Annotated in this window: 20 protein-coding genes and 1 pseudogene; 11 read left to right on the forward strand and 10 right to left on the reverse strand. The window is 63.0% G+C overall.

Going from position 1 to position 23399, the window contains the following annotated elements; all coding sequences use genetic code 11:
* Positions 1–99 precede the first annotated feature (99 nt).
* From accC to IAG25_RS18170, 6 genes are all read left to right on the forward strand, one after another.
* Positions 100–1467 carry an acetyl-CoA carboxylase biotin carboxylase subunit gene (accC, locus tag IAG25_RS18145; protein ID WP_035507740.1) on the forward strand — a complete coding sequence of 456 codons (1368 nt, stop codon included), beginning with the start codon at positions 100–102 and terminating at the stop codon, positions 1465–1467.
* A 34-nt stretch (positions 1468–1501) separates the two neighbouring features.
* Positions 1502–2404, forward strand: coding sequence for a 50S ribosomal protein L11 methyltransferase (gene prmA / locus IAG25_RS18150; RefSeq protein ID WP_187606078.1), 903 nt, complete (start codon positions 1502–1504; stop codon positions 2402–2404).
* A 49-nt stretch (positions 2405–2453) separates the two neighbouring features.
* Positions 2454–3812: a DUF3426 domain-containing protein gene (locus IAG25_RS18155; protein WP_187606079.1), complete on the forward strand. Its 1359-nt coding sequence runs from the start codon at positions 2454–2456 to the stop codon at positions 3810–3812.
* 127 nt (positions 3813–3939) lie between these two features.
* Positions 3940–4440: a thiol peroxidase gene (gene tpx / locus IAG25_RS18160; RefSeq protein ID WP_035507749.1), complete on the forward strand. Its 501-nt coding sequence runs from the start codon at positions 3940–3942 to the stop codon at positions 4438–4440.
* 118 nt (positions 4441–4558) lie between these two features.
* Positions 4559–5497, forward strand: coding sequence for a carbohydrate kinase family protein (locus IAG25_RS18165; protein WP_035507752.1), 939 nt, complete (start codon positions 4559–4561; stop codon positions 5495–5497).
* Between the two features lie 17 nt (positions 5498–5514).
* Complete coding sequence (locus tag IAG25_RS18170) at positions 5515–5994, forward strand: glycine zipper 2TM domain-containing protein (RefSeq protein WP_035507755.1); 480 nt, start codon at positions 5515–5517, stop codon at positions 5992–5994.
* A 256-nt stretch (positions 5995–6250) separates the two neighbouring features.
* Here IAG25_RS18170 and IAG25_RS18175 read toward each other — a convergent pair whose 3' ends face one another.
* From IAG25_RS18175 to IAG25_RS18185, 4 genes and pseudogenes are all read right to left on the reverse strand, one after another.
* Positions 6251–6901 carry a histone H1-like DNA-binding protein gene (locus tag IAG25_RS18175; protein WP_035507757.1) on the reverse strand — a complete coding sequence of 217 codons (651 nt, stop codon included), beginning with the start codon at positions 6899–6901 and terminating at the stop codon, positions 6251–6253.
* 31 nt (positions 6902–6932) lie between these two features.
* Positions 6933–7263, reverse strand: a pseudogene (locus tag IAG25_RS41455) (hypothetical protein).
* A gap of 103 nt (positions 7264–7366) precedes the next feature.
* A complete protein-coding gene (locus tag IAG25_RS18180) occupies positions 7367–8599 on the reverse strand; it encodes a ribonucleotide-diphosphate reductase subunit beta (protein WP_187606080.1) in 1233 nt (410 codons plus the stop codon).
* 681 nt (positions 8600–9280) lie between these two features.
* On the reverse strand, positions 9281–9493 hold the full coding sequence (locus IAG25_RS18185; protein WP_035507762.1) for a DUF3820 family protein: 213 nt from the start codon (positions 9491–9493) through the stop codon (positions 9281–9283).
* A gap of 122 nt (positions 9494–9615) precedes the next feature.
* Here IAG25_RS18185 and IAG25_RS18190 point away from each other — a divergent pair, with 122 nt between their 5' ends.
* Entirely contained in the window at positions 9616–11013 is a 1398-nt protein-coding gene (locus IAG25_RS18190; RefSeq protein WP_187606081.1) for an MFS transporter, read from the forward strand.
* Between the two features lie 744 nt (positions 11014–11757).
* On the opposite strand, the gene IAG25_RS18195 is transcribed toward IAG25_RS18190, so the two are convergent.
* From IAG25_RS18195 to IAG25_RS18210, 4 genes are all read right to left on the reverse strand, one after another.
* Positions 11758–14757 (reverse strand): ribonucleoside-diphosphate reductase subunit alpha, encoded by a 3000-nt coding sequence (locus IAG25_RS18195; RefSeq protein ID WP_187606082.1) that lies wholly within the window; start codon positions 14755–14757, stop codon positions 11758–11760.
* Between the two features lie 572 nt (positions 14758–15329).
* Positions 15330–15932 (reverse strand): 1,6-anhydro-N-acetylmuramyl-L-alanine amidase AmpD, encoded by a 603-nt coding sequence (gene ampD / locus IAG25_RS18200; protein WP_187606083.1) that lies wholly within the window; start codon positions 15930–15932, stop codon positions 15330–15332.
* Positions 15929–16267: a PP0621 family protein gene (locus tag IAG25_RS18205; RefSeq protein ID WP_187606084.1), complete on the reverse strand. Its 339-nt coding sequence runs from the start codon at positions 16265–16267 to the stop codon at positions 15929–15931. The genes ampD and IAG25_RS18205 overlap by 4 nt, the downstream gene beginning before the upstream one ends.
* A 27-nt stretch (positions 16268–16294) precedes the next feature.
* Entirely contained in the window at positions 16295–17197 is a 903-nt protein-coding gene (locus tag IAG25_RS18210) for a cytochrome C assembly family protein (protein WP_187606085.1), read from the reverse strand.
* Between the two features lie 110 nt (positions 17198–17307).
* Here IAG25_RS18210 and ffh point away from each other — a divergent pair, with 110 nt between their 5' ends.
* On the forward strand, positions 17308–18675 hold the full coding sequence (ffh, locus tag IAG25_RS18215) for a signal recognition particle protein (RefSeq protein ID WP_035511281.1): 1368 nt from the start codon (positions 17308–17310) through the stop codon (positions 18673–18675).
* Between the two features lie 123 nt (positions 18676–18798).
* Entirely contained in the window at positions 18799–19350 is a 552-nt protein-coding gene (locus tag IAG25_RS18220; RefSeq protein WP_035511284.1) for a hypoxanthine-guanine phosphoribosyltransferase, read from the forward strand.
* A 45-nt stretch (positions 19351–19395) separates the two neighbouring features.
* On the opposite strand, the gene IAG25_RS18225 is transcribed toward IAG25_RS18220, so the two are convergent.
* Together IAG25_RS18225 and IAG25_RS18230 are read right to left on the reverse strand one after the other, a co-directional pair.
* Positions 19396–19995: a MarC family protein gene (locus IAG25_RS18225; protein WP_187606086.1), complete on the reverse strand. Its 600-nt coding sequence runs from the start codon at positions 19993–19995 to the stop codon at positions 19396–19398.
* On the reverse strand, positions 19995–21731 hold the full coding sequence (locus tag IAG25_RS18230) for a proline--tRNA ligase (protein WP_035511288.1): 1737 nt from the start codon (positions 21729–21731) through the stop codon (positions 19995–19997). Before IAG25_RS18230 ends, IAG25_RS18225 begins: the two co-directional genes overlap by 1 nt.
* Before the next feature lie 246 nt (positions 21732–21977).
* Here IAG25_RS18230 and IAG25_RS18235 point away from each other — a divergent pair, with 246 nt between their 5' ends.
* Both IAG25_RS18235 and IAG25_RS18240 read left to right on the forward strand, forming a co-directional pair.
* A complete protein-coding gene (locus tag IAG25_RS18235; protein ID WP_187606087.1) occupies positions 21978–22622 on the forward strand; it encodes an RNA pyrophosphohydrolase in 645 nt (214 codons plus the stop codon).
* A 162-nt stretch (positions 22623–22784) separates the two neighbouring features.
* On the forward strand, positions 22785–23348 hold the full coding sequence (locus IAG25_RS18240; protein ID WP_187606142.1) for a CNP1-like family protein: 564 nt from the start codon (positions 22785–22787) through the stop codon (positions 23346–23348).
* The last annotated feature ends 51 nt before the right edge of the window (positions 23349–23399 follow it).

A 23399-nucleotide genomic window follows, 5' to 3' on the forward strand; every position in this document is an offset into this window, starting at 1 on the left:
CGCGCCGGCGCGCAGAGCAGCATCGATCCGTCGAGAAGCGCGCCGCCGATTGGATCCCCGAGGGCCGCTCGCGCGAGCCCGTTGATGAGCCGACCCACTATGTTTGAAAAAATTCTCATTGCGAACCGCGGCGAAATCGCGCTTCGCATCCAGCGCGCGTGCCGCGAGCTGGGCGTCAAGACAGTCGTCGTCTACTCGGAAGCCGACAAGGAAGCGAAGTACGTCAGGCTGGCCGACGAAGCCGTGTGCATCGGACCGGCGCCGTCCAACCTCTCGTACCTGAACATGCCGGCGCTCATCAGCGCGGCCGAAGTCACCGACGCCGAAGCCATCCATCCCGGCTACGGCTTCCTCTCCGAAAACGCGGATTTCGCCGAGCGCGTCGAGCAATCGGGCTTCACGTTCATCGGTCCGCGTCCCGAGACCATCCGCCTGATGGGCGACAAGGTCACCGCCAAGCAAACGATGATCAAGACCGGCGTGCCGTGCGTGCCGGGTTCGGAAGGCGCATTGCCAGACGATCCGCGCGAGATCGTGAAGATTGCGCGCACGGTCGGCTACCCCGTCATCATCAAGGCGGCGGGCGGCGGCGGCGGGCGCGGCATGCGCGTGGTGCACACGGAAGCGGCGCTCGTCAACGCGGTCAACATGACGCGCGAGGAAGCGGGCCGCGCCTTCGGCAACCCGCAGGTGTACATGGAGAAGTTCCTCGAGAACCCGCGCCACATCGAGATCCAGGTGCTGTCGGATTCGTTCCGCAACGCGATCTGGCTAGGCGAGCGTGACTGCTCGATGCAGCGCCGTCACCAGAAAGTGATCGAGGAAGCGCCGGCGCCGGGCATCGCGCGACGTCTCATCGAGCGTATCGGCGACCGCTGCGCCGACGCTTGCAAGAAGATGGGCTATCTCGGCGCGGGCACCTTCGAGTTCCTGTACGAGAACAACGAGTTCTACTTCATCGAGATGAACACGCGCGTTCAGGTCGAGCATCCGGTGACGGAACTCATCACGAGCGTCGATATCGTTCAGGAACAGATTCGCATCGCGGCGGGCGAAAAGCTGTCGATCCGCCAGAAGGACATCCAGTTCCGCGGCCACGCGATCGAATGCCGGATCAACGCGGAAGATCCGTTCAAGTTCACGCCGTCGCCGGGACGGATCACGTCGTGGCATACGCCGGGCGGCCCGGGCATCCGCGTGGATTCGCATGCGTACGCGAGCTATTTCGTTCCGCCGAACTACGATTCGATGATCGGCAAGCTGATTGCCTACGGCGCGACGCGCGAGCAGGCGATCAACCGCATGCGCATCGCGCTGTCGGAAATGGTCGTGGAAGGCATCTCGACCAACATCCCGCTGCATCGCGAGATGATGATCGACGCGAAGTTCGTCGAAGGCGGCACGAGCATCCACTATCTCGAGAACAAGCTGGCCGCGCGTCAGGCGGCGGTCGCCGAAGAGTCCTGAAGTACAGCGAAGCAAGAGAGCACGAGACACGAGCATGAGTTACCGGGAATTGATCGCCGAGCTGGATCGAGAGCACGCGGAAGCGCTGTCGGACGCGCTGCTTGACGTCGGCGCCTTGTCGGTGTCCGTCGAGGACGCTGACGCCGACACGCCCGACGAGCAGCCGCTCTTCGGCGAGCCGGGGCTCGTGCCCGAGAAGCGTGCGTGGAACCGCTCGCGCGTCGTGGCGTTGCTCGCCGAGGACGCCGATCCCGACGTGCTGCTCGCCGCGGCCGCGAACGAAATCAGCCTGGCGGCGACGCCCTCTTTCACCGTGCGCGACGTCGAGGAACAGGACTGGGTGCGTCTCACGCAGGCGCAGTTCGATCCGATTTCCATCGGCGAGCGTATCTGGGTCGTGCCTTCGTGGCACGACGCGCCCGACCCGAGCGCGCTCGTGCTCGAACTCGATCCGGGGCTCGCATTCGGCACCGGCAGCCATCCGACCACGCGCCTGTGCATGGAATGGCTGGAGCAATCCGTGCGTCCGGGGCAATCGCTGCTCGATTACGGCTGCGGCTCGGGCATCCTCGCGATTCTCGCGAAGAAGTGCGGCGCGGATCCGGTCGTGGGCATCGACATCGATCCTCAGGCGGTCGAGTCCGCGCGTCAGAACAGCGAGCGCAATCGCGCGGACGTGACCTACGGTTTGCCCGACGCGTGCCCCGCCGGCGAATTCGATATCGTCGTCGCGAACATCCTCTCGAATCCGCTCAAGCTGATGGCGTCGATGCTCTCCGCGAAGGTGAAGCCGGGCGGCAAAATCGCGCTGTCGGGCGTGCTCGCACGGCAGGCCGACGAGGTCGCGGCGGTCTACGCCAAGTGGATCGACATCGGCGTCTGGCGCGAGCACGAAGGCTGGGTATGCCTCGCGGGAACGCGGCGCGAAAGCCTTTAGAATAGCGCCATCTTCCACGAATAGGCCGTCAGGCCAACGGCACTTCTATATGGCGCTGGCAACCCGCTGCCCTCACTGCGAAACCGTGTTCAAGCTGGACCCGCACCTGCTCGCGCCGCACGACGGCCGCGTGCGCTGCGGCCACTGCCAGGAAGTTTTCGATGCCGCGCATCATCGCTTCGAGCTTCCTGATGAGACGGCTGCGGCAAGTGTCGCTCAGCATGCCGCGATCATCGACGATGATGTCGCCGTCGGCCCCACGACCAGTTCGGGCGCCGGCCCCGCTCCCGATGTGCCGACGCACGTGACGGCCTTGCCCGACGCTCCGCTGAAACCGCGGCCGTTCGCACCGCGCAATCTCGATCTCGGCGCAACCGGGCCGGCGAGACATGCCGCTACGCCTTCTCTGCCGGCGGGCGCCAAACCCTCCGGCGCGGATAGCGAACGCACGATCTACGGCGATTCCCCCGCGTTCGCGGGTGCCTCGGGGCAGACGCGGCCCACACCGCCGCGCACGGAGCCGGCGCAATCCGATGCCGCGAACGAGCCGTCCGCGCTGCCCGGCGAAGCGGGACGCCTGAAGCAGTTCATCCGCGTGGGGGCGCCGCATGCCGATGCCGCGAATTCCGCGCAAGCCGGCGTCGATGCGCCGCTCGGCGAGCCGCCCGTCGCGCCCGTTGCGCCGTTCGCTCCTGTAGACGATCGCGCCGAGCCGTTCATCGGACCGGTTCATGAGCAGGACACACCGCCCGTGCAGCCGACGCCGGAACCGCCCGCGGCACCCGCATGGCGCGACGACGCGGAACCGGGCTTCGTCGGCAAGAAACCGCCCGCGCCGGTTCGCCGTGTCAGCGCGAACGAAGCGTTTCCGGTCATCCGCGAATCGCGCGAGCAGCGAGAGTTGCGCGCGCCGGCGCGTGTCGGCTCGGGGAAAGCCATGCGCGTCGTGGGCATCATCGTCGCCGTGCTGCTGGCGTTGCTGTTGCTCGTGCAGCTCGCGTGGTGGCAACGCGAATCCGTGATGGTCTTCGTGCCCGCCTCGCACGCGCTCTATTCGGACGTCTGCGATCAGATCGGCTGCACGATCTCGCCGCCGCGCGACATCGACGGATTGCAGATCGAGAGCTCCGGTCTGCGTCAGGTCGACGGTCCGCACAAGCTCGAACTGAAGTTGTCGCTGCGCAATCGGCTGGATGTCGCGCTTGCGTATCCGGCGCTCGAACTCACACTGCTCGACGACAAGAACAACGTCGCGATCCGTCGCGTGCTCTGGCCGCAAGATTACGCGCGAGCGGGTACGATATTCGCCGTCGGCCTTCCGCCGCAAAGCGCGCAGCCGGTCGTCGTCCGGCTGGATACCGGCGACGCAGTCGCCGCGAATTACCGGGTTCAGGTCTTTTATCCGTGATCACGGCCTCGCGCCGTTCATCACGCGCAAGGCTCCGAACCGAGTGCCACACGACGCGCGTCCCTGTCCTCACGGCTCGGCACGCGCGATTTTCCCGTCAGCATCTGACAATTCTCTGGAGCGCAACATGAGTCAAGTTACCCTCGGCGGCAATCCCATCGACGTCAGCGGCACCTTTCCGGGCGCAGGCCAGCAAGCGTCCGAATTCACGCTCGTCGGCGCCGATCTCGGCGACATCAAGCTCGCCAACTTCGCGGGCAAGCGCAAGGTGCTGAACATCGTGCCGAGCCTCGACACGCCGACCTGCGCCACGTCGACGCGCAAGTTCAACGAAGCAGCCGCCGGCCTGAACAACACGGTGGTGGTCGTCGTTTCGGGCGATCTGCCGTTCGCGGCGAAGCGTTTCTGCACGACCGAAGGCATCGAAAACGTCGTGACGGCCTCGACGTTCCGCGGCCACGAGTTCGCACAAGCCTACGGCGTCGACGTGACAAGCGGCCCGCTCAAGGGCCTGACGGCCCGCGCGGTGGTCGTTCTGGACGAGAACAACAAAGTGCTGCACTCGGAGCTCGTGCCTGAAATCAAGAACGAGCCGAACTACGACGCAGCGCTCGCCGCACTGAAGTAATTCTTTCGGCGGACCGCTCTCGACCGGAGCGGTCCGCGCATACGAGGCGCGGGGAAAAGCTCGCCGCGCCTCGTATGCGCATTTTTTTCCTCGGCACCTATTCTTAAGGACGTTCGCCTTGGCTACGCTCATCTGCGGCTCGCTCGCCTACGACAACATCATGACCTTCCAGGGCCGCTTCGGCGACCATATCCTGCCGGATCAGGTGCACATGCTGAACATCAGCTTCCTGGTGCCGACGATGCGGCGCAACTTCGGCGGCTGCGCGGGCAATATCGCCTATGCGCTGAAGCTCCTGGGTGGCGATCCGAAGATCATGGCCACGCTCGGCGCGGCGGATTCGCAGCTCTACGTCGACCGGCTCGACGCGCTGGGTCTGTCGACAGAATACGTGCGCGTGCTGCCCGATCAGCACTCGGCGCAATGCTTCATCACCACCGATCTCGCGAACAACCAGATTACCGCGTTCCACCCCGGCGCGATGATGGAATCGCACCTGAACCGCGCCGATGAAACGCGCGGCATCTCGCTCGGCATCGTCGCCCCCGACGGTGCGCGAGGCATGCGCGAACACGCCGAAGGACTGGCCCGCGCCGGCGTGCCGTTCGTGTTCGATCCGGGCCAGGGATTGCCGATTCTCGACGGTGTCGAACTTTGTCGCATGATTGAACTCGCCACCTACGTGGCGGTCAACGATTACGAAGCCAAGCTGTTGAGCAACAAGACCGGCTGGTCGATCGAAGACATCAAGAGCCGTGTCGATGCCCTCGTCGTCACACGTGGCGAACACGGCGCGCAGATCTATCATGACGATGGCGTGCTCGACGTTCCCTCCGTGAAGGCGCATCAGGTGGTCGATCCGACCGGCTGCGGAGATGCGTTCCGCGGCGGCCTGCTGTACGGCATCGAGAACAAGCTTGGCTGGGAGAAAACGGGTCGTCTCGCGAGTCTGATGGGTTCGCTGAAAATCGAACATCAGGGACCGCAAACCTACGCGCCGACGCGCGCCGAAATCGAAGAACGTTTCAAACAGGCCTTCGGAAACAGCCTGTTCTGAGTGATTGGAGTGAAGGAATGAAAACGGTAAGTCGTATCGCGCTGGCAATGGCGCTCGTCGGCTCGGTCGCGCTGACGGGCTGCGCCTACAACAGCAGTTCTTCGGACGTTTATACGGCGTCGCAGGCGCAGCGCGAGGAAACGGTGCGTATGGCCACCGTCGAAAGCGTGCGCGGCGTGAAGATCAGTTCGAACAATGGCCAGCCGACCGGCCTCGGCACGATCGGCGGCGGCGCGCTCGGCGGCGTCGCGGCGGCCAGCGCGATCGGCGGTGGCAATGGCTCGATCATCGCGGGCATCATCGGCGGGCTGGCCGGCGCTGTTGCGGGTAACGCGGTCGAGAACAGCGTCGCGATGAAGAACGGTCTGGAGATCACCGTGCGCCTCGATAACGGCGACATGCGCGCGATCACGCAGACCGCGAACGGCGAAGTCTTCCAGGCGGGCGAGCGGGTGCGTCTGTTGTCGAGCGGCGGCGTCACGCGCGTGACTCACTGAACTGAGGCGGCACTGACGTAATCGGCGGACGAATAGCCGCCGCAAGGCGAGCACTTCGTCCGGCGCGAGCGCATGTATCGAAAGATGCATGCGCTTTTTCTTTGGCCGCGCGAAACGAGCGGCAGGCGCGCGATGAAATTCGTTCGCCGAAACGAAAAACCCGCCGCCAGATTTCCGGCGACGGGTTCAGGCCGGGTAGGCTTACCCGGACTAAGGGCACAGCGCACTGTGCCTGGGTGTCGCGTACTGCGAGAGCTTACGGACGGCTGCCCGTCGGGAACGGCCATGCCGCTGCCGGGTTCAACGCCGTCTTGACTGCAGCGGCCGGAGCCGGAGCAGGCGCCGATACGGTCGTTGCCGTCGTTGCAGGAGCAGCAGCCGTAGTCTTCTTCGCAGCAGCGGCCTTCTTGGCCGGAGCTTTTTTCGCGGGGGCCTTCTTCGCAGCAGGAGCGGCAGCAGGGGCAGGCGCAGCGGCTGCGGTCTTCGCAGCAGCCTTTTTCGCAGGAGCCTTTTTCGCAGCGGCCTTCTTCGCTGCGGCCTTCTTCGCGGGCGCCTTCTTCGCCGCGGCCTTCTTCGCAGGCGCCTTCTTGGCTGCGGCCTTCTTCGCGGCTACCTTCTTGGTCGCGACTTTCTTCGCAGCGGCTTTCTTCGCGGGCGCCTTCTTCGCCGCGACCTTCTTCGCTGCAACCTTCTTCGCCGCTACTTTCTTTGCTGCGACTTTCTTGGTTGCCACTTTCTTTGCTGCAACCTTCTTCGCCGCGACCTTCTTGGCCGCTACTTTCTTCGCTGCAACCTTCTTCACAGCGACCTTCTTGGCGGCAACCTTCTTCGCCGGTGCGGCCTTCTTTGCGGTGACTTTCTTCGCTGCAGCCTTTTTGGCGGCGGGTTTTTTCTTGGCAACTGCCATGGTTTTTCTCCTTCAGGTTTTCAGATGAGAGTCAGTTCAAACTACACCCTTCGTCAAAACCCGCTTCCCACGCGTCGCCTCTCACAGCGCACGCTACGAAGCGGATTATTCATCGGCGTACGCTGATCCCACCTGCTTACGCTAATGAATACGGCAAGGCGCGCCGTGCCCCGAGGCACCGCGCGCCAAATTGAGTCAGCACCGCATCTTCGCGGCGCCGGCCATCGCTTGATCGAGCCAGCGCGCATGCCGCTGGCATTTTCCGGGGGGAAGTTTGCCCATCCCATTGAAGGGATCGCAAAACGCCTGTCTTTCATTCGTGCCGATAATCGGCTCGCCAAGTCAGTAGGCGCACTTTGCATCGGGCGACCGTTCTCCTAAACCTTGTCGATCAGGCGCGCGTGAGCGACACGCTGCTGCCTGACCGTCCCATCGATTTCGTCTGCAACACGTCCTGGATTTTTATTATTCCCAGGTCAGCGCGCCGCCGGTTTGATACTCAATCACGCGTGTCTCGAAGAAGTTGCGTTCCTTCTTCAAGTCGATCATTTCGCTCATCCACGGGAACGGGTTTTCCTCGTTCGGGAAGAGCGGGTCAAGCCCGATCTGCTGGCAACGCCGGTTGCAGATGAAGCGCAGGTAGCTCTTGAACATCGACGCGTTCAGGCCGAGCACCCCGCGCGGCATGGTGTCTTCAGCGTAGCGATATTCGAGCTCCACCGCCTCCTTGAAGAGCTCGCGGATCTCGGCCTTGAATTCGGCGGTCCACAGTTGCGGCTCTTCGAGCTTGATCTGGTTGATGAGGTCGATGCCGAAGTTGCAGTGCATCGACTCGTCACGGAGGATGTATTGATACTGCTCCGCCGCGCCCGTCATCTTGTTCTGGCGACCCAGCGCCAGAATCTGCGTGAAGCCGACATAGAAGAACAGACCTTCCATGATGCAGGCGAACACGATCAACGACTTCAGCAATTTCTGGTCCGCTTCCAGCGTGCCGGTGGTGAATGCCGGATCGGTCAGCGTCTGGATGAACGGAATGAGGAACTCGTCCTTGTCGCGAATCGACTTGACCTCGTGATACGCGTTGAAGATCTCGCTTTCATCGAGACCCAGCGATTCGACGATGTACTGATACGCGTGCGTGTGGATCGCCTCTTCGAAGGCCTGACGCAGCAGGAACTGGCGGCACTCCGGAGCGGTGATGTGACGGTACGTGCCGAGCACGATGTTGTTCGCGGCGAGCGAGTCCGCCGTGACGAAGAAGCCGAGGTTGCGCTTGACGACGCGGCGCTCGTCGTCCGAGAGACCGTTCGGGTCTTTCCACAGGGCGATGTCGCGCGACATGTTCACTTCCTGCGGCATCCAGTGGTTCGCACAGCCGGCGAGGTACTTCTCCCACGCCCACTTGTACTTGAACGGCACGAGCTGATTGACGTCGGTCTTGCCGTTGATGATGCGCTTGTCGGCGACATTGACGCGCGCTTCGCTCTGCGCGGCGATCACGCCGGCGGACGGTGTAGCGGCTGCGGGCGGAACGAAGCCATCGGAGAAGATGTTCGTCGAGTTAGCCTGAGCAGTCTGATGGGTAGCTTGATGAGCTTGCGCGAATTGCGCCGTGCCTTGAGCGTTGCGCAACGTGTTCTGTTGCGAAGCGCTCGAGGGAGCTACGGCAGTGGTCTCGTCATCCCAGTTGAGCATAAATTCTCACCATCAATTTAGATCGGTTTGTACCATCTTTTCATGAGCGATAAAAGAGTTTGCTCATGAAAATTCTCGTTTTCATGCGATTTAGATTCGACGTTGCTACCTGCATACAACACTTGGCTCGCAGCCGTGTGTGTGAAGCTCGATGCGGCATCTGTTGAATCGTGTGTGAAGCGGTCCTGATCGAGTGACTTCGAAGGCATCGCAACGTGCTTGCGCGTGACTTCATCGATGTCTTGAAAGCCTTGTCCCACGGTGCTTTGCGGCCGACGTGCGATGCATGATGCGAAGCACGTCGTGTTTTGCTGCGAGCATGAGCGCGATGACGAGTGTGCGATCTCGAACGCATCGAAGCGTGGCTCGCTTCGCTCATCGATCGATGTCTCTCGACGACACTCGATGCGATGCAAAACATGTGTCGAGAAGCGAGCGGCTTGCTACGTTCACTCGCGCTCTTCGATGAGCTTCGATGCTGTTCATCGAACACGCGCCGCGTCACTCGAAACACCCTCGGACGAGTACGTCGAGGCGCCTGCTCTTGCCTGCCGCGTGCTTCGAATTCGTTGCCGAAGTTTAGCATTTGGCGTCTCTTGTTTCCACAATATCTTGTGCTTGCAAAACGTGTCGATACAACCTATAGCGCGTTTACGCGGCGTTCCGTTTCGACAAAAAAACTCATCGACCTCGCAACGGATCGAGCAGCGAGCGCAGGTTGTTATGGTCGATCTCATGCATCAACGCGAGCAGCTTGCCGAGCTTGCCCTCTGGAAAACCCTCACGCGCGAACCACGCGAGATAGTGACCGGGCAGATCCGCGATGAGCCGATCCTTGTACTTGCCATAGGGCATCGTCTGCGTGACGAGCCGTTGCAGATCCTGCGGGTCCATCGTTTCTTCACTCCTCGTTCAATGTTCATCGCAGCACGCAACGCGCTTCGATCGCTCAGCGACTGCTCCATATCGGTGCCATAATCGCCGCTCTTGCCGCCAAGAGTTGATCGCGATTCACCATGCCGCTTGCCGTCAAAGCTTTCATTGCCCCTCTCATCGTCGCGTGCGCGATGTTCATGGAAAGCGTCGACGCCAACGTGATCGTCACCGCGATTCCTGAAATGGCGCGTGCCTTCGGACGCGATCCCGTCACATTGAAAGTCGCCGTCACGAGCTATGTGCTCGGGCTCGGCGTCTTCATACCGATCTGCGGCTGGGTCGCTGACCGCTTCGGCGCACGCGCCGTGTTCCGCGCGGCCATCGGCGTGTTCGTCGTCGGCTCGCTGCTCTGCGCGGCCTCCACGTCGCTCGGCCCCTTCACCGTCGCGCGCTTCATCCAGGGCGTCGGCGGCGCGATGATGGTGCCGGTCGGCCGCATCATCATCTTCCGCTCGGTGCGCCGCTCGGAGTTCATTCGCGCGATGAACTACCTCTCGGTGCCCGCAATGCTCGGACCCGCGGTCGGTCCGTTGCTCGGCGGCTTCATCACCACCTATCTGCACTGGCGCCTGATCTTCTTCATCAACATTCCGATCGGCATCGCCGGCATCTATCTGACCAACCGCTACATTGCCAACTCGCACGAGGACCATCCGGGCCGGCTCGACTGGTTCGGCTTCTTCCTCTCCGCGAGCGCGGGCGTGCTGCTGTTGCTCGGGCTCTCGCTCGTCGGCGGCGAACTGATTCCGCAACGCACGGCATTTGCGATGTGCGTGGCCGGCGCGCTGATGGTCGTGCTGTACTGCATCCACGCGCGCCGCTCGGAGAAGCCGCTGCTCGACTTGCGCTTCTTCCGCGTGCCGACGTTTCAGGCGAGCGTCCTCGGCGGTTCGATGTTTCGCATCGGGCTCGGCGCGGTGCCGTTTCTTCTGCCGCTCGCGCTGCAGGAAGGTCTCGGCATGACCGCGTTCAAGTCCGGCGCGATCACCTGCGCGTCGGCGTTCGGCGGCATGTTCATGCGCTCGCTCGCGTCGCGCGTGCTGCATCGCTTCGGCTTCCGTCAGACGCTCTTCTATAACGCGGCGCTGTCGGGCATCGCCATCGCGGCGTGCGGCTCGTTCTTTCCCGGCACGCCGACCTGGGTGATCTGGGCTGTCGTGCTGCTCGGAGGCTTCTTCCCTGCGTTGCAGTTCACGAGCCTCAACTCGCTCGCGTATGCGGAGATCGAAACGCGCGATGTCGGGCGCGCGACCAGCCTTGCCAGCTTCGTGCAACAGGTGTCGCTTGGTCTTGGCGTGACGATCGCGGGGATCACGCTCGAACTCTCGCAATATCTGAACGGTCATGCGAGCGTGCAATGGTCCGACTTCTGGCCTGCGTTCGTTGTCGTCGGGTTGTTCTCTTTTCTTTCGATGCCGATTACCGCGCGGCTCGCGCATGATGCAGGGACGGAGATTTCGCGTGGCACGCGGGGGTGAGGTTGTTGCTTCTGCTGTCCTGCTTCTTCCGTTATCTCGCCGCTTGTTCAGTAGCCGCCTCCCCGGCGGAGGGGTCACTTTCTTTGCTGCTGCAAAGAAAGTAACCAAAGAAAGCAGCTATCCCCAGCCTAAGCACTTCACACCGGCCGCGGCACAGGCGATTGGCCTAATGGCCCGGCAGTAGCGAGTGCCCTCGTAGGTCTCGCGGGGCTTGGACCGCGCACGGTCTGACTCATCGCGCCGCGTGCTTCATTGGTTCAGCACCAAATAGCTCCAGCCCGCTTCGCGGCCGATGGGTTAGTCGGGTCTGCGCGTGCTTCTTCTTCGTCGGTTGCCCTCGCATACCCAACGGCAGCGCGCAGCGCTGTGCCGAAGCTATTTGGTGCTGAACCAGCGCCCTAAAACAACTGGCGCGGCAGACCGTGCGCGAGCCAAGCCCGGTTGGGCCTTTGGGGGCGACATTTAGGCGAGTGCCACTTCCGGCTGGCAAGCATGGCCAAACTGCGTGTGACCGCGGGCCTGAACGAGCTGCTTTCTTTGGTTACTTTCTTTGCAGCAGCAAAGAAAGTGACTGCCGCCCCGCACAGGGGCAGTGCTAATAGACCGACACGAAAACGGGATCCGGCGAAAACAACAGCGAAAACAACACCGAAACCAACGGCGAAAAAAAACCGGCACCGACCACTCCCTTCACGAAGAAGAAAGCACCCGGCACCGGTCCTCAGAGACCGCTTCAACCCACGCTTATTGGCAAGCCTCGCACTCGTCGAAGCCAGCATCCCCCGGACGCATCATGCAAACGGGACCATCCGCTTCGGCAGCCGGCGCTGCCTCCACCGCCGCTGCATTGAAGCCACCCGCGTTCGACGCACCGCCCGACACGCCACCGAACCCGCCCTGCGCACCCGATGCGCCCGACCCGCCATCGCCCGACGGCACAGCATTCAGCGCACCGTGCGCCACGGTCGACTTCTCGACGTGCGTCGCCGCCATCGTACGGAGGTAATACGTGGTCTTGAGGCCGCGAATCCACGCGAGCTTGTAGACCTCGTCGAGCTTCTTGCCCGACGCGCCCGCCATGTAGATGTTCAGCGACTGCGCCTGATCGATCCACTTCTGCCGGCGCGACGCCGCTTCGACCAGCCACTTCGGATCGACTTCGAACGCCGTCGCGTAGATCGCGCGGAGATCCGCCGGAATGCGGTCGATGCGCGAGAGCGTGCCGTCGAAGTACTTCAGATCCGACACCATCACTTCGTCCCACAGCCCACGCGCCTTCAGGTCACGCACGAGGTAGTCGTTCACGACCGTGAATTCGCCCGACAGATTCGACTTCACGTACAGGTTCTGGAAGGTCGGCTCGATGCACGCCGACACGCCGATGATGTTGGAGATCGTCGCCGTCGGCGCGATCGCCACGCAGTTCGAGTTGCGCATGCCGTACGTCGAGATGCGCGAACGCAGTTGCGCCCAGTCCATCGACTCCGACGAATCCACTTCGACGTAGCCGCCGCGCGCGTCCGCCAGCAGCTTCAGCGAATCCTGCGGAAGAATGCCGCGATCCCACAGCGAGCCGCGATACGTCGCGTAACGGCCGCGCTCTTCCGCCAGTTCCGTCGACGCGTAGTACGCGTAGTAGCAGACGGCTTCCATCGAACGATCCGCGAACTCGACCGCTTCGCCCGACGCATACGGCGTGCGCAGCAGATGCAGGCAGTCCTGGAAGCCCATGATGCCCATGCCGACCGGACGATGCTTCAGGTTCGAGTTACGCGCCTTCGGCACCGCGTAGTAGTTGATGTCGATGACGTTGTCGAGCATGCGCATCGCCACGCTGATGGTGCGCTTCAACTTCGCGTGATCCAGCGCGTAGCTGCCGTCGGCCTGCTTCACCATGTGCGCGACGAGGTTCACCGAGCCGAGGTTGCAGACGGCGATTTCGGTCTCGCTCGTGTTCAGCGTGATTTCCGTGCACAGGTTCGACGAATGCACGACGCCGACGTGCTGTTGCGGCGAGCGCACATTGCACGGATCCTTGAACGTGATCCACGGATGGCCCGTCTCGAACAGCATGCCGAGCATCTTGCGCCACAGTTGCGCGGCCGGCAGCTTCTTGAACAGCTTGATCTCGCCGCGTGCGGCTTTCTCTTCGTAAGCCACATAGGCCTTCTCGAAGTCCGCGCCGAACAGATCGTGCAGGTCCGGGCAGGTCGACGGCGAGAACAGCGTCCAGTCGCCGCCTTCGACGACGCGCTTCATGAACAGATCGGGAATCCAGTTCGCCGTGTTCATGTCGTGCGTGCGGCGACGGTCATCGCCCGTGTTCTTGCGCAGTTCGAGGAATTCCTCGATGTCGAGGTGCCACGACTCCAGGTACGCGCACACCGCGCCCTTGCGCTTGCCGCCCTGATTCACCGCGACAGCCGTGTCGTTCACGACCTTCAGGAACGGCACGACGCCCTGCGACTTGCCGTTCGTGCCCTTGATGTGCGAGCCGAGGGCGCGCACGCGGGTCCAGTCGTTGCCGAGACCGCCCGCGAACTTCGAGAGCAGCGCGTTTTCCTTCAGCGCTTCGTAGATGCCGTCGAGATCGTCGGCGACGGTTGTCAGATAGCACGACGACAACTGCGAGCGATGCGTGCCCGAGTTGAACAGCGTCGGCGTCGACGACATGAAGTCGAACGACGAGAGTACGTTGTAGAACTCGATCGCGCGCGCTTCGCGGTCGATTTCGTTGAGCGACAGGCCCATCGCGACACGCATGAAGAATGCCTGCGGCAGTTCGATACGCGTGCCTTCGACGTGCAGGAAGTAGCGGTCATAGAGCGTCTGCAGGCCGAGGTAGCCGAATTGCAGATCGCGGTTCGCGTCGAGCGCGGCGCCGAGGCGCTTCAGGTCGAATTGCTGGAGCTTGTCGTCGAGCAGGCCGGCTTCCACGCCGCGCTTGATGAAGAGCGGGAAGTATTCGGCGTAACGCTCGCCCATTTCGGCTTGCGTCACTTCATCGACGAGAATTTCGCGGCGGATCGTGTGCAGCAGGATGCGTGCGGTGACCTGGCTGTACGCCGGATCCTTTTCGATCATCGTGCGCGCGGCGAGGATGGCCGAGTCGTAGACCTGGCTCATTGGCACGCCGTCGTACAGGTTCTTTACCGTTTCGGCGACGATCGGCTCGGCGGACACCGCGTCGCCGAGGTTCGCGCACGCGGAGACGATCAGCGCCTTCAGCGCGTCGAGATCGAGCGGGCGCGTGACGCCGTTGTCCGTCACGTTGATCGCGCCTTCGTGCGGCTGCGCGTTCTGCGCTTCCGAGCGCTCTTGCGAACGCTGCTGCGTGCGCTTCTCGCGATACAGGACGTACGCCCGCGCGACGTTGTGCTCACCGCCGCGCATCAGCGCGAGCTCGACCTGATCCTGAATGTCTTCGATATGGAACGTGCCGCCATGCGGACGGCTGCGCACGAGCGCGCGCACGACGGCTTGCGTCAGTTGCTCGACGAGTTCGCGCACGCGCGCCGAAGCCGCGCCCTGGCCGCCGTTCACGGCGATGAACGCCTTCGTCACGGCGATCGCGATTTTCGTCGGCTCGAACGACACCACGCTTCCGTTGCGACGGATGACCTTGTAGTCGGCATACGTCGTGTTCGGCGCGAGCGCTTGTGCTGCGCCCGTGGCCTGCGCACCGCCCATCGGCTGTGCGGATGCGCCTTCGAATGAAGTCGTGGCGTTGTCGGTGGTTTGCATGTGCAAAACTCCTGGTGTTCGAATGGTGCGGATGATCCGCGGATTTATCACTTATGCCGCGCGCGTCACGAGTTCGTCGTGAAGGTCACGCGGTGTTTTGGCGGTAAGCCAGGCTGTGAATACAGCAGGCTGGAAACACGAATCGCGGCGCTTACGGCCCGCATTGTTTTTGGCGTCTCATGCGGTGCCCGCGTTGGCGCGCGGTGTCGGTCGACGCAATTCGCGCTTGCTTGCATGCCTTCTTCACGGTGCTGCTCGCTGGCGCCCGATGCGCCCGACGCCTCTCTCCTCGCAAAGAGAAACCGTCTCGCGCATCGCCCCGGGCCAGCCAAACTTCTCTACGCCGGAAAGCTGGCGGCGCCGGCTCATGGGAGCGGGCGCCGCTTCAACAACACAAGATATAGTGCAAAGTACGTCTTTCGGCACCAAGTATAGTGGACATCCGCGCAGTCTCAAAAAGGTTTATTTGCCTCGAGTCCGGCGTTGCGGGGTTGACTTTTGCTAGCGCAAAGCACGGCAAGGCATCGCGCGCGACCCTGCTGCGCCGCAACGAGAAAGACCTTACGCAGCGCTCAGATGTTGGACTGAAACGGGAAGAATGAAGGCGGCAGCGCGCTGTCGTGGCGCAGGCGCGGCCAGTCGAAGTGCGGACCGGGGTCCGTCTTGCGGCCCGGCGCGATGTCGGAATGTCCGGCCAGCGCGTCGATCGGATAACGCTTCACGACGATGCGCACGAGCGCGACGAGCGCGTCGTACTGCGCGTCTTCGAACGGCATGCGATCGCTGCCTTCGAGCTCGATGCCGATCGAAAAATCATTGCAGCGCTCGCGTCCGCAGAACGACGAAACGCCCGCATGCCACGCGCGTTCGTCGCAGGAGACGAACTGTTCGACCGCGCCGTCGCGACGAATCACGAAGTGCGCCGACACCCGCATGCCGCGCAGATGATCGAAGTACGGATGCGCATCGTGATCGAGTTTGTTGAGGAAGAAATCGGCGATCGAGTTCGTCGTGAAATCGTCGGGCGGCAGGCTGATGTTGTGCACGACGATGAGCGTCGGCACCGCGTCGCCGGGACGCGCCTCGAAGTTCGGCGACGGCAGTCGCGTCGCGCTCGTCAGCCAGCCTTGCGCGTCGATATGCGGATCGCCTTTCCTGACGACGTGCATGTTCATCGCGCGTCGCGGCCTGTCGGACGGCTCGCGTAATGGCGCGCGTGATCGGCGCAGCAGAAGCGCTCGCCCGCGACGACGATCGACTCGCTGCGCGGCGTGTGCACGCCGCATTGCGCGCAACGGATGAGCGGATCAGCAAGTTGCGGCGCGCTCGCGGCCGCGCCATTGTCGTTGCCGTTGCCATTGCGCGCCCGATGCGCGCCGCTGGCGCCGCCCGCGGTCGCACCGCCGGCTTGGGCCTCGCCCTGTTGCGCGCGCTCGTTGGCGCGGCGCAGCTTCTTCAGGAGCCACTGGCTCACGAAGAAGAGGACGATCAGAAAGAAGAAATTTCGCATCGATTCATGCCGATAGAAAGTACGCGCTCAGACGACCGCGCGATGCAGCAGCACTTCGAACACGAAGCGGCTGCCGACATACGCGAGCAGCAGCGCGGCGAACGAGGCCAGCACCCAGCGCAATGCCGCGCGTCCGCGCCATCCCGAGATGCGGCGCGCCGTGAGCAACGCGCCGAACATCAGCCAGGAGACGAAGGCGAACACGGTCTTGTGATCGAAGCGCAGCGCGCGATCGACCAGTTGCTCGTTGAACGCGATACCCGACACGAGCGTGAGCGTGAGCAGCACGAAGCCGGCCGCGATCAGGCGGAACAGCAGCTTTTCGAGCGTCAGGAGCGGCGGCAGCGTATCGAGCCAGCTCGTGAGCCAGCCGTTGCCCGTATGACGCGTCGCCATGCCGCGCATGCGCTGCAGACGGCGTTCGAGCATCAGCATGAGCACGGCGTGCAGCGCGGCGATCGCGAAGAGTCCGTACGCGACGTTCGCGATCAGGAAGTGCAGCTTGAACATCGGCGCGGCAGAGTACGACAGCACGCGCACGCCGCCGAAGACGAGCGGCAGCAGCGACGCAACGCACGCGAGCGGCAGCACGAGCAGCCGCAGGCCGTCGAGCGGAAAGAAAAAGCTTTCGATCCAATAGATGCCCGCGCCGAGCCAGAACATCGCGGAGAGCGCGAACGCGAAGCCGAAGACCATCGCGTTCTGGGGAAAGATCGTCGTGTGCAGCAAGAGGCCGTGGACGAGCAGCGCTACTAATAATAGAGCGCGGCCCAGTCCGCCCATGTCCGGCGACATTTTCCGCGCCGGCGCCATGCCCGAAGGCACGCCCGCCAGCGCCGGCTCCACGGCCGTGTGGCGATGCGCGCGCCACCCCGCTACGGCAAGTCCGCCGTAGAGAAGCGCAGTGAGGGCATACAGTACAATATCCATGTTCGAAGTTTACACTAGGCCCTTGAATCGCGACGTTTTCCCCCTTGCGGCGACGCGGGGCGCAGAGTCGTTTTGCGCTGAAAAAGGGCCGCATTCTCTACCTTTCCCCCATGCTCGATAATCTCACTCAACGGATGGCGCGCGTCGTCAAGACGCTGCGCGGCGAGGCCCGGCTCACCGAGGCCAATACGCAAGAGATGTTGCGGGAAGTGCGGCTCGCGCTGCTCGAAGCGGACGTGGCGTTGCCGGTCGTGCGCGAGTTCATCGCGAAGGTGAAGGAAAAGGCGCTCGGCGAAGAAGTCGTGTCGAGCCTCTCGCCGGGTCAGGCGCTCGTCGGCGTCGTCCAGAAGGAACTGACGGCGGTAATCGGCGGCGATTACGAAGGCAAGGCCGCCGAACTGAATCTCGCCGTCGCGCCGCCCGCCGTCATCCTGATGGCCGGTTTGCAGGGCGCGGGCAAGACCACCACGACCGGCAAGCTCGCCAAGCTTCTGCGCGAGAAGAGCAAGAAGAAGGTGCTCACCGTTTCCGTCGACGTGTATCGCCCCGCCGCTATCCGTCAGTTGCAGACCGTGACCGAGCAGGTCGGCGCGGACTTCTTCCCGTCGGAGCCGGATCAGAAACCTGCCGACATCGCGCGCGCGGCGATCGACTGGGCGAAGCGCCACTATCACGATGTCGTGATCGTCGATACGGCCGGCCGTCTCGGTATCGACGAAGCGATGATGAACGAGATCAGCGAACTGCACGCGCTGCTCAAGCCCGCTGAGACGCTCTTCGTCGTCGATGCCATGCTCGGCCAGGACGCGGTCAACACCGCGAAGGCGTTCAACGACGCGCTGCCGCTCACCGGCGTCGTGCTCACGAAGCTCGACGGCGATTCGCGCGGCGGCGCGGCGCTTTCCGTGCGGCACGTCACCGGCAAGCCGATCAAGTTCGTCGGCGTCGCGGAAAAGCTCGACGGGCTCGAAGTCTTCCATCCGGATCGCATGGCGAACCGGATTCTCGGCATGGGCGACATTCTCGCGCTCGTCGAGGAAGCGCAACGCGGCGTCGACAGCCAGGCGGCGCAAAAGCTCGCCGACAAGGTCAAGAAAGGCGGCGACTTCGACCTGAACGACTTCAAGGCACAACTCTCGCAGATGAAGAAGATGGGCGGCCTCTCGTCGCTCATGGACAAACTGCCCGCGCAGTTTCAGCAAGCCGCGCAAGGCGCGGACATGAACAACGCGGAAAAGCAGATGCGCCGCATGGAAGGCATCATCAACTCCATGACGCTCCAGGAGCGCGCGAAGCCGGAACTCATCAAGGCCGCGCGCAAGCGCCGCATCGCCGCGGGCGCGGGCGTGCACGTTCAGGAAGTCAACCGCATGCTCAATCAGTACGAACAGATGCGCGGCATGATGAAGAAGCTCAAGGGCGGCAATCTGCAGAAGATGATGCGCGGCATGAAGGGCATGTTGCCTGGCATGCGCTGATCGTAGTACCTCGAACCCGCGTTTTCGCGCGTCGCCCGACGCGAAGGAAGCGCGGGTTTATCATATGGCGCACGCCGCCGTTTTTTTCCACACTAAGAAGTCAGCCTCTCCCCCGCTTTCCCTATGAATCGCGAAGAAGCTCTCCATATTTTCAGCCACTCCGAAGAGATCGTGACGGCTGACGAAGTCAACGCATCGATCGGCAAGATGGCCACGGCCATCAAGTCGGCGACGCAAGACGACTTCCCGCTCGTGCTCTCGGTCATGGGAGGCGCGGCCGTGTTCACCGGCATGTTGCTGCCGCATCTCGACTTCCCGCTCGAGTTCGATTACATCCACCTGACGCGCTATCGCAACGCCATCAAGGGCGGCAGCGAGATGCAATGGCGCGTGGCGCCGGCGGAATCGGTGAAGGATCGCGTCGTGCTCGTGCTCGACGACATCCTCGACGAAGGCGAAACGATGGCCGCGATCCGCGACCGCATCATGGCGATGGGCGCGAAGACGTTCCTGTCCGCGGTGCTGTGCGAAAAGATCATCCCGAAGGCGAAGCCGCTGCGCCCGGATTTCTGCGGATTCGAGGTGCCGGATCGCTACGTGTTCGGATGCGGGATGGATGCGAAGGGTTACTGGCGGAATTTGCCGACGATTCGCGCGCTGACGGAAGGCGCGTAATCGCTCTTCGAAGCGACGTAAAAAAAGCGGCCTCGGCCGCTTTTTTCATAGTTGATGCACGAAAGTGCGTATTCCCGTGAGAATCATCTCTACGGAAATCGCCACGAGCACGAGTCCCATCAACCGCTCGAACGCCGTGACCGCACGCTCGCCGAGCCACTGCTGAATCTTCTCCGCGAGGATCAGCACGATCGCGCAGACGATCATCGTCACCGTCAGCGCGCCGATCCATTCGAGCATCTTGCCGGGCGCTTGCGAAGTCAGAAGCATCACCGTCGCGAGCGCGGACGGACCCGCCAGCGCCGGAATCGCGAGCGGCACGATCAGCGGCTCGCCGCCGCGCGAATCGCCGCCCATCGGGCCGTCGGGATGCGGAAAGATCATCCGCAGCGCGATGAGAAACAGCACGATCCCGCCGCCGATGCGCAACGACAGATCCGTGAGGTTCATCGCGCGCAGAAAGCGATCGCCCGCCAGCATGAACACCAGCAGGATCACGAACGCGATCGCGACTTCCCGCAGGATCACGACGCGGCGCCGCTCTTTGGCGACGCCGCGCAGCGCGTTGATGAAGATCGGAATGTTGCCGAGCGGATCGGTGATCAGCAGCAGAAGGATCGTCGCCGACAGGAAGTTGTACTGCATTACTTCCCGAGCGCGGCCCGCACTTTGGCCATCACGACGTCGGCCGCTTCATCGACGGGCAGCAGCGTGGCTTCGGTATCGCGACGGCTCTGATACTCGAGCTTGCCTTCCTTCAGCCCGCGATCGCCGATCACGATGCGATGCGGCACGCCGATCAGTTCCCAGTCCGCGAACATCACGCCCGGACGCTCGCCGCGATCGTCGAGGATCACGTCGATGCCCGCTTGCTGCAGCGTCGCGTAGAGCTTGTCGGCCTGCTCGCGCACGGCGTCGCTGCGATCGTAGCCCATCGGGCAGATCACGACTTCGAACGGCGCGATGGCTTCCGGCCAGATGATGCCCTTGTCGTCGAAGTTCTGTTCGATCGCCGCGCCCAGCACGCGCGTCACGCCGATGCCGTAGCAGCCCATCTGCATCGGCGCGGGCTTGCCGTTTTCGTCGAGGAACGTCGCGCCCATCGAATCCGAATACTTCGTGCCGAGCTGAAACACGTGGCCCACTTCGATGCCGCGGCAGATTTCGAGCGTGCCCTTGCCGTCCGGCGACGGATCGCCCGCGACGACGTTGCGAATATCCGCCACTTCCGGCTCGGGCAGATCGCGGCCCCAGTTCACGCCGGTCGTGTGGTAATCGACCTCGTTCGTGCCGACGACGAAGTCGCTCATGTTCGCGACCGTGCGGTCCGCGATCACGCGCACCGGCTTCTTCGTGCCGATCGGACCGAGATAGCCCGGCGGCGTGCCGAACCATTCGATGATCTCGGCTTCCGTCGCGAAGCGATAGCCCGCGAGGCCGGGCAGCTTGCCCGTCTTGATGTCGTTGAGCGAATGATCGCCACGCAGCATCAGCAGCCAGATCGTGGGCTCGGCGCCTTCGTTGTCAGTTGCGAGAATGATCGACTTGATGGTCTTTTCGAGCGGAATGTTCAGAAGCTGCGCGACCGCCTCGCATTTCGCGGCGCCGGGCGTCGGCGTCTTCTTCAGTTCTTCCGTGGGCGCGGCGCGCTGCGCGATGAGCGGCAACGCATCCGCGGCCTCGACGTTGGCCGCGAAGTCCGAACTCGGGCAATAGGCGATGTCGTCCTCGCCCGTGTCCGCGATCACGTGGAACTCGTGCGAGCCGCTGCCGCCGATCGAGCCGTTGTCCGCCGCCACCGCGCGGAACTCCAGGCCGATGCGCGTGAAGATGCGGACATAGGCTTCGTACATCTTGCGATACGACTCGGCGAGACCGTCGCGGTCCTTATCGAAGGAATAGGCGTCCTTCATGATGAACTCGCGGCCGCGCATCACGCCGAAGCGCGGGCGGATCTCGTCGCGGAACTTCGTTTGAATCTGGTAGAAGTTCACCGGCAACTGGCGATAGCTCTTGATCTCGCGGCGCGCGATATCGGTGACGACTTCCTCGTGCGTCGGGCCCATCACGAAATCGCGCTCGTGGCGATCCTTGAAGCGCAGCAGTTCGGGGCCGTATTGCTCCCAGCGGCCCGACTCCTGCCACAGTTCGGCGGGCTGCACGGCGGGCATCAGCAGTTCGAGCGCGCCCGCGCGGTTCATCTCTTCACGCACGATGGCTTCGACCTTGCGCACCGAGCGCAGCCCGATAGGCATGTAATCGTAGATGCCGCCCGCGACACGGCGGATCATGCCGGCGCGCATCATCAGCTTGTGGCTGACGATCTCGGCGTCGGCGGGAGCTTCTTTCAGGGTGCCGATGAAGAAACGGGATGCTTTCATTCAAATTTTCCAAATGCGGCGCGCGCTTCGGAGCCGTTGCGGCGCCGGAGCAGGCCAAACGAGGGTGAACGACGGAAACGGTCGACGGCTATGCAAGGAAGAAGATTTTGCCGTCTTCCTCGTGGCCTGGCAAAGCGCCTTGCACCCTGCTCGGGAAACGTGCCCCGAATTCGGGTTCGTGCCGGTGCGCGGGGTCCGTTAACTGTTTATAATCAAAGCAATTTTAAAGGATTTGAAGGTGGCTGTATGCTGGATCGTGAAGGCTTTCGCCCGAACGTCGGCATCATCCTCTTGAACGCGCGCAACGAAGTGTTTTGGGGCAAGCGGCTGCGTGAACATTCCTGGCAGTTTCCGCAAGGGGGCATCAAATACGGTGAGACCCCTGTGCAAGCGATGTATCGGGAGTTACACGAAGAAACCGGCCTGTTACCGGAGCATGTGAAAGTTGTCGGTCGCACGCGCGACTGGCTGCGTTATGAGGTGCCGGACAAGTTCATCAAGCGCGAGGTGCGCGGACACTATCGCGGTCAGAAACAGATCTGGTTTCTGCTGCGCATGGTTGGACGCGATTGCGACATCTGCCTGCGTGCGACGGACCATCCGGAATTCGATGCCTGGCGCTGGAACGAGTATTGGGTGCCGCTGGACGCGGTCATCGAGTTCAAGCGCGACGTTTATCAAATGGCTCTCACCGAGCTGTCCCGCTTTCTGCGGCGAACCAACTCCCGCGGCGAACGCGGCGAGCGAGCCACGCATCATGGGCCGCGCTATCCACGCGTGCTCCAGACGATGACCATCGAAGCACCTGCCGTTACTGCCTCCGGCGCGGCGGTTCAGGCAGAATGCACGGTCAGCGAAGAAGTGCATCTGATCGTGCAGCGCTCATCGTGAAACCGGGCGTACGACTGATCGCTGCGGTCTATCGCGCACATTGACACTCAGCACGACTTCGATCGATGGCACGGCGAACTTCTCGCCGTGCCGTCTCGCTTTGTTCCGCCGGGCGGGCGCTTCGCGTCCCGCGCGCATGTTTCCGGGAAGACCCAATTGAAAGTGAATGCCTCACTCGCGGTAATCGCGGCATCCGCGGCAGCGCTTGCCGTGCTCGCCGGCTGCTCCAGCAACAAGAGCCCGTCCACGCAGGACGACGGCGTCTTCACCTATCTGCTCGACCGCAAGTCGACCTGGGCCGAAGATAAGATCGACACGATGCCGCCTCTGCCGCAAACGTCGAATCTGATCGCGTTCAACGTATCGCAGAACACGCCGCTCACGTTCGCCGTCGACAAGACGACGCTCACGGTCGGCAAGGATGGCGTCGTGCGTTATGTGATCGTCGCGACAAGTCCGGCGGGCGCGCGAAACGTCAACTACGAAGGCATTCGTTGCGACACCTATGAATGGCGCCGCTACGCGAGCATCAACGACGATCAGAACGGCTGGGATCAGGGTTCCGCGTTCGACTTCAAGCGCATCGAGAACGGCGAGCTGAACGCGTATCAGGCGGCGCTCTATCAGGACTACTTCTGCGCAAGCAAGCTGCCGGCCGGCGATGCGAAGCAGATCGTCAACAACATCCAGTACAAGCGCACGCAGACCTCGATCAATCTGCGCTGATTTCAGGTCGCGCCAGAATGCAAAAGCCCGCTGGATCAGCGGGCTTTTTTG

Origin of the sequence: Caballeronia sp. EK (genome assembly GCF_014384845.1) — a bacterium.
Classification (GTDB): Bacteria; Pseudomonadota; Gammaproteobacteria; order Burkholderiales; family Burkholderiaceae; genus Caballeronia; species Caballeronia jiangsuensis.

Coding starts and splice junctions, on each gene's coding strand:
- accC (WP_035507740.1), top strand. CDS start 100: ATGTTTGAAAAAATTCTCATTGCGAACCGCGGCGAAATCGCGCTTCGC.
- prmA (WP_187606078.1), top strand. CDS start 1,502: ATGAGTTACCGGGAATTGATCGCCGAGCTGGATCGAGAGCACGCGGAA.
- IAG25_RS18155 (WP_187606079.1), top strand. CDS start 2,454: ATGGCGCTGGCAACCCGCTGCCCTCACTGCGAAACCGTGTTCAAGCTG.
- tpx (WP_035507749.1), top strand. CDS start 3,940: ATGAGTCAAGTTACCCTCGGCGGCAATCCCATCGACGTCAGCGGCACC.
- IAG25_RS18170 (WP_035507755.1), top strand. CDS start 5,515: ATGAAAACGGTAAGTCGTATCGCGCTGGCAATGGCGCTCGTCGGCTCG.
- IAG25_RS18175 (WP_035507757.1), bottom strand. CDS start 6,901: ATGGCAGTTGCCAAGAAAAAACCCGCCGCCAAAAAGGCTGCAGCGAAG.
- IAG25_RS18180 (WP_187606080.1), bottom strand. CDS start 8,599: ATGCTCAACTGGGATGACGAGACCACTGCCGTAGCTCCCTCGAGCGCT.
- IAG25_RS18185 (WP_035507762.1), bottom strand. CDS start 9,493: ATGGACCCGCAGGATCTGCAACGGCTCGTCACGCAGACGATGCCCTAT.
- IAG25_RS18190 (WP_187606081.1), top strand. CDS start 9,616: ATGCCGCTTGCCGTCAAAGCTTTCATTGCCCCTCTCATCGTCGCGTGC.
- IAG25_RS18195 (WP_187606082.1), bottom strand. CDS start 14,757: ATGCAAACCACCGACAACGCCACGACTTCATTCGAAGGCGCATCCGCA.
- ampD (WP_187606083.1), bottom strand. CDS start 15,932: ATGAACATGCACGTCGTCAGGAAAGGCGATCCGCATATCGACGCGCAA.
- IAG25_RS18205 (WP_187606084.1), bottom strand. CDS start 16,267: ATGCGAAATTTCTTCTTTCTGATCGTCCTCTTCTTCGTGAGCCAGTGG.
- IAG25_RS18210 (WP_187606085.1), bottom strand. CDS start 17,197: ATGGATATTGTACTGTATGCCCTCACTGCGCTTCTCTACGGCGGACTT.
- ffh (WP_035511281.1), top strand. CDS start 17,308: ATGCTCGATAATCTCACTCAACGGATGGCGCGCGTCGTCAAGACGCTG.
- IAG25_RS18220 (WP_035511284.1), top strand. CDS start 18,799: ATGAATCGCGAAGAAGCTCTCCATATTTTCAGCCACTCCGAAGAGATC.
- IAG25_RS18225 (WP_187606086.1), bottom strand. CDS start 19,995: ATGCAGTACAACTTCCTGTCGGCGACGATCCTTCTGCTGCTGATCACC.
- IAG25_RS18230 (WP_035511288.1), bottom strand. CDS start 21,731: ATGAAAGCATCCCGTTTCTTCATCGGCACCCTGAAAGAAGCTCCCGCC.
- IAG25_RS18235 (WP_187606087.1), top strand. CDS start 21,978: ATGCTGGATCGTGAAGGCTTTCGCCCGAACGTCGGCATCATCCTCTTG.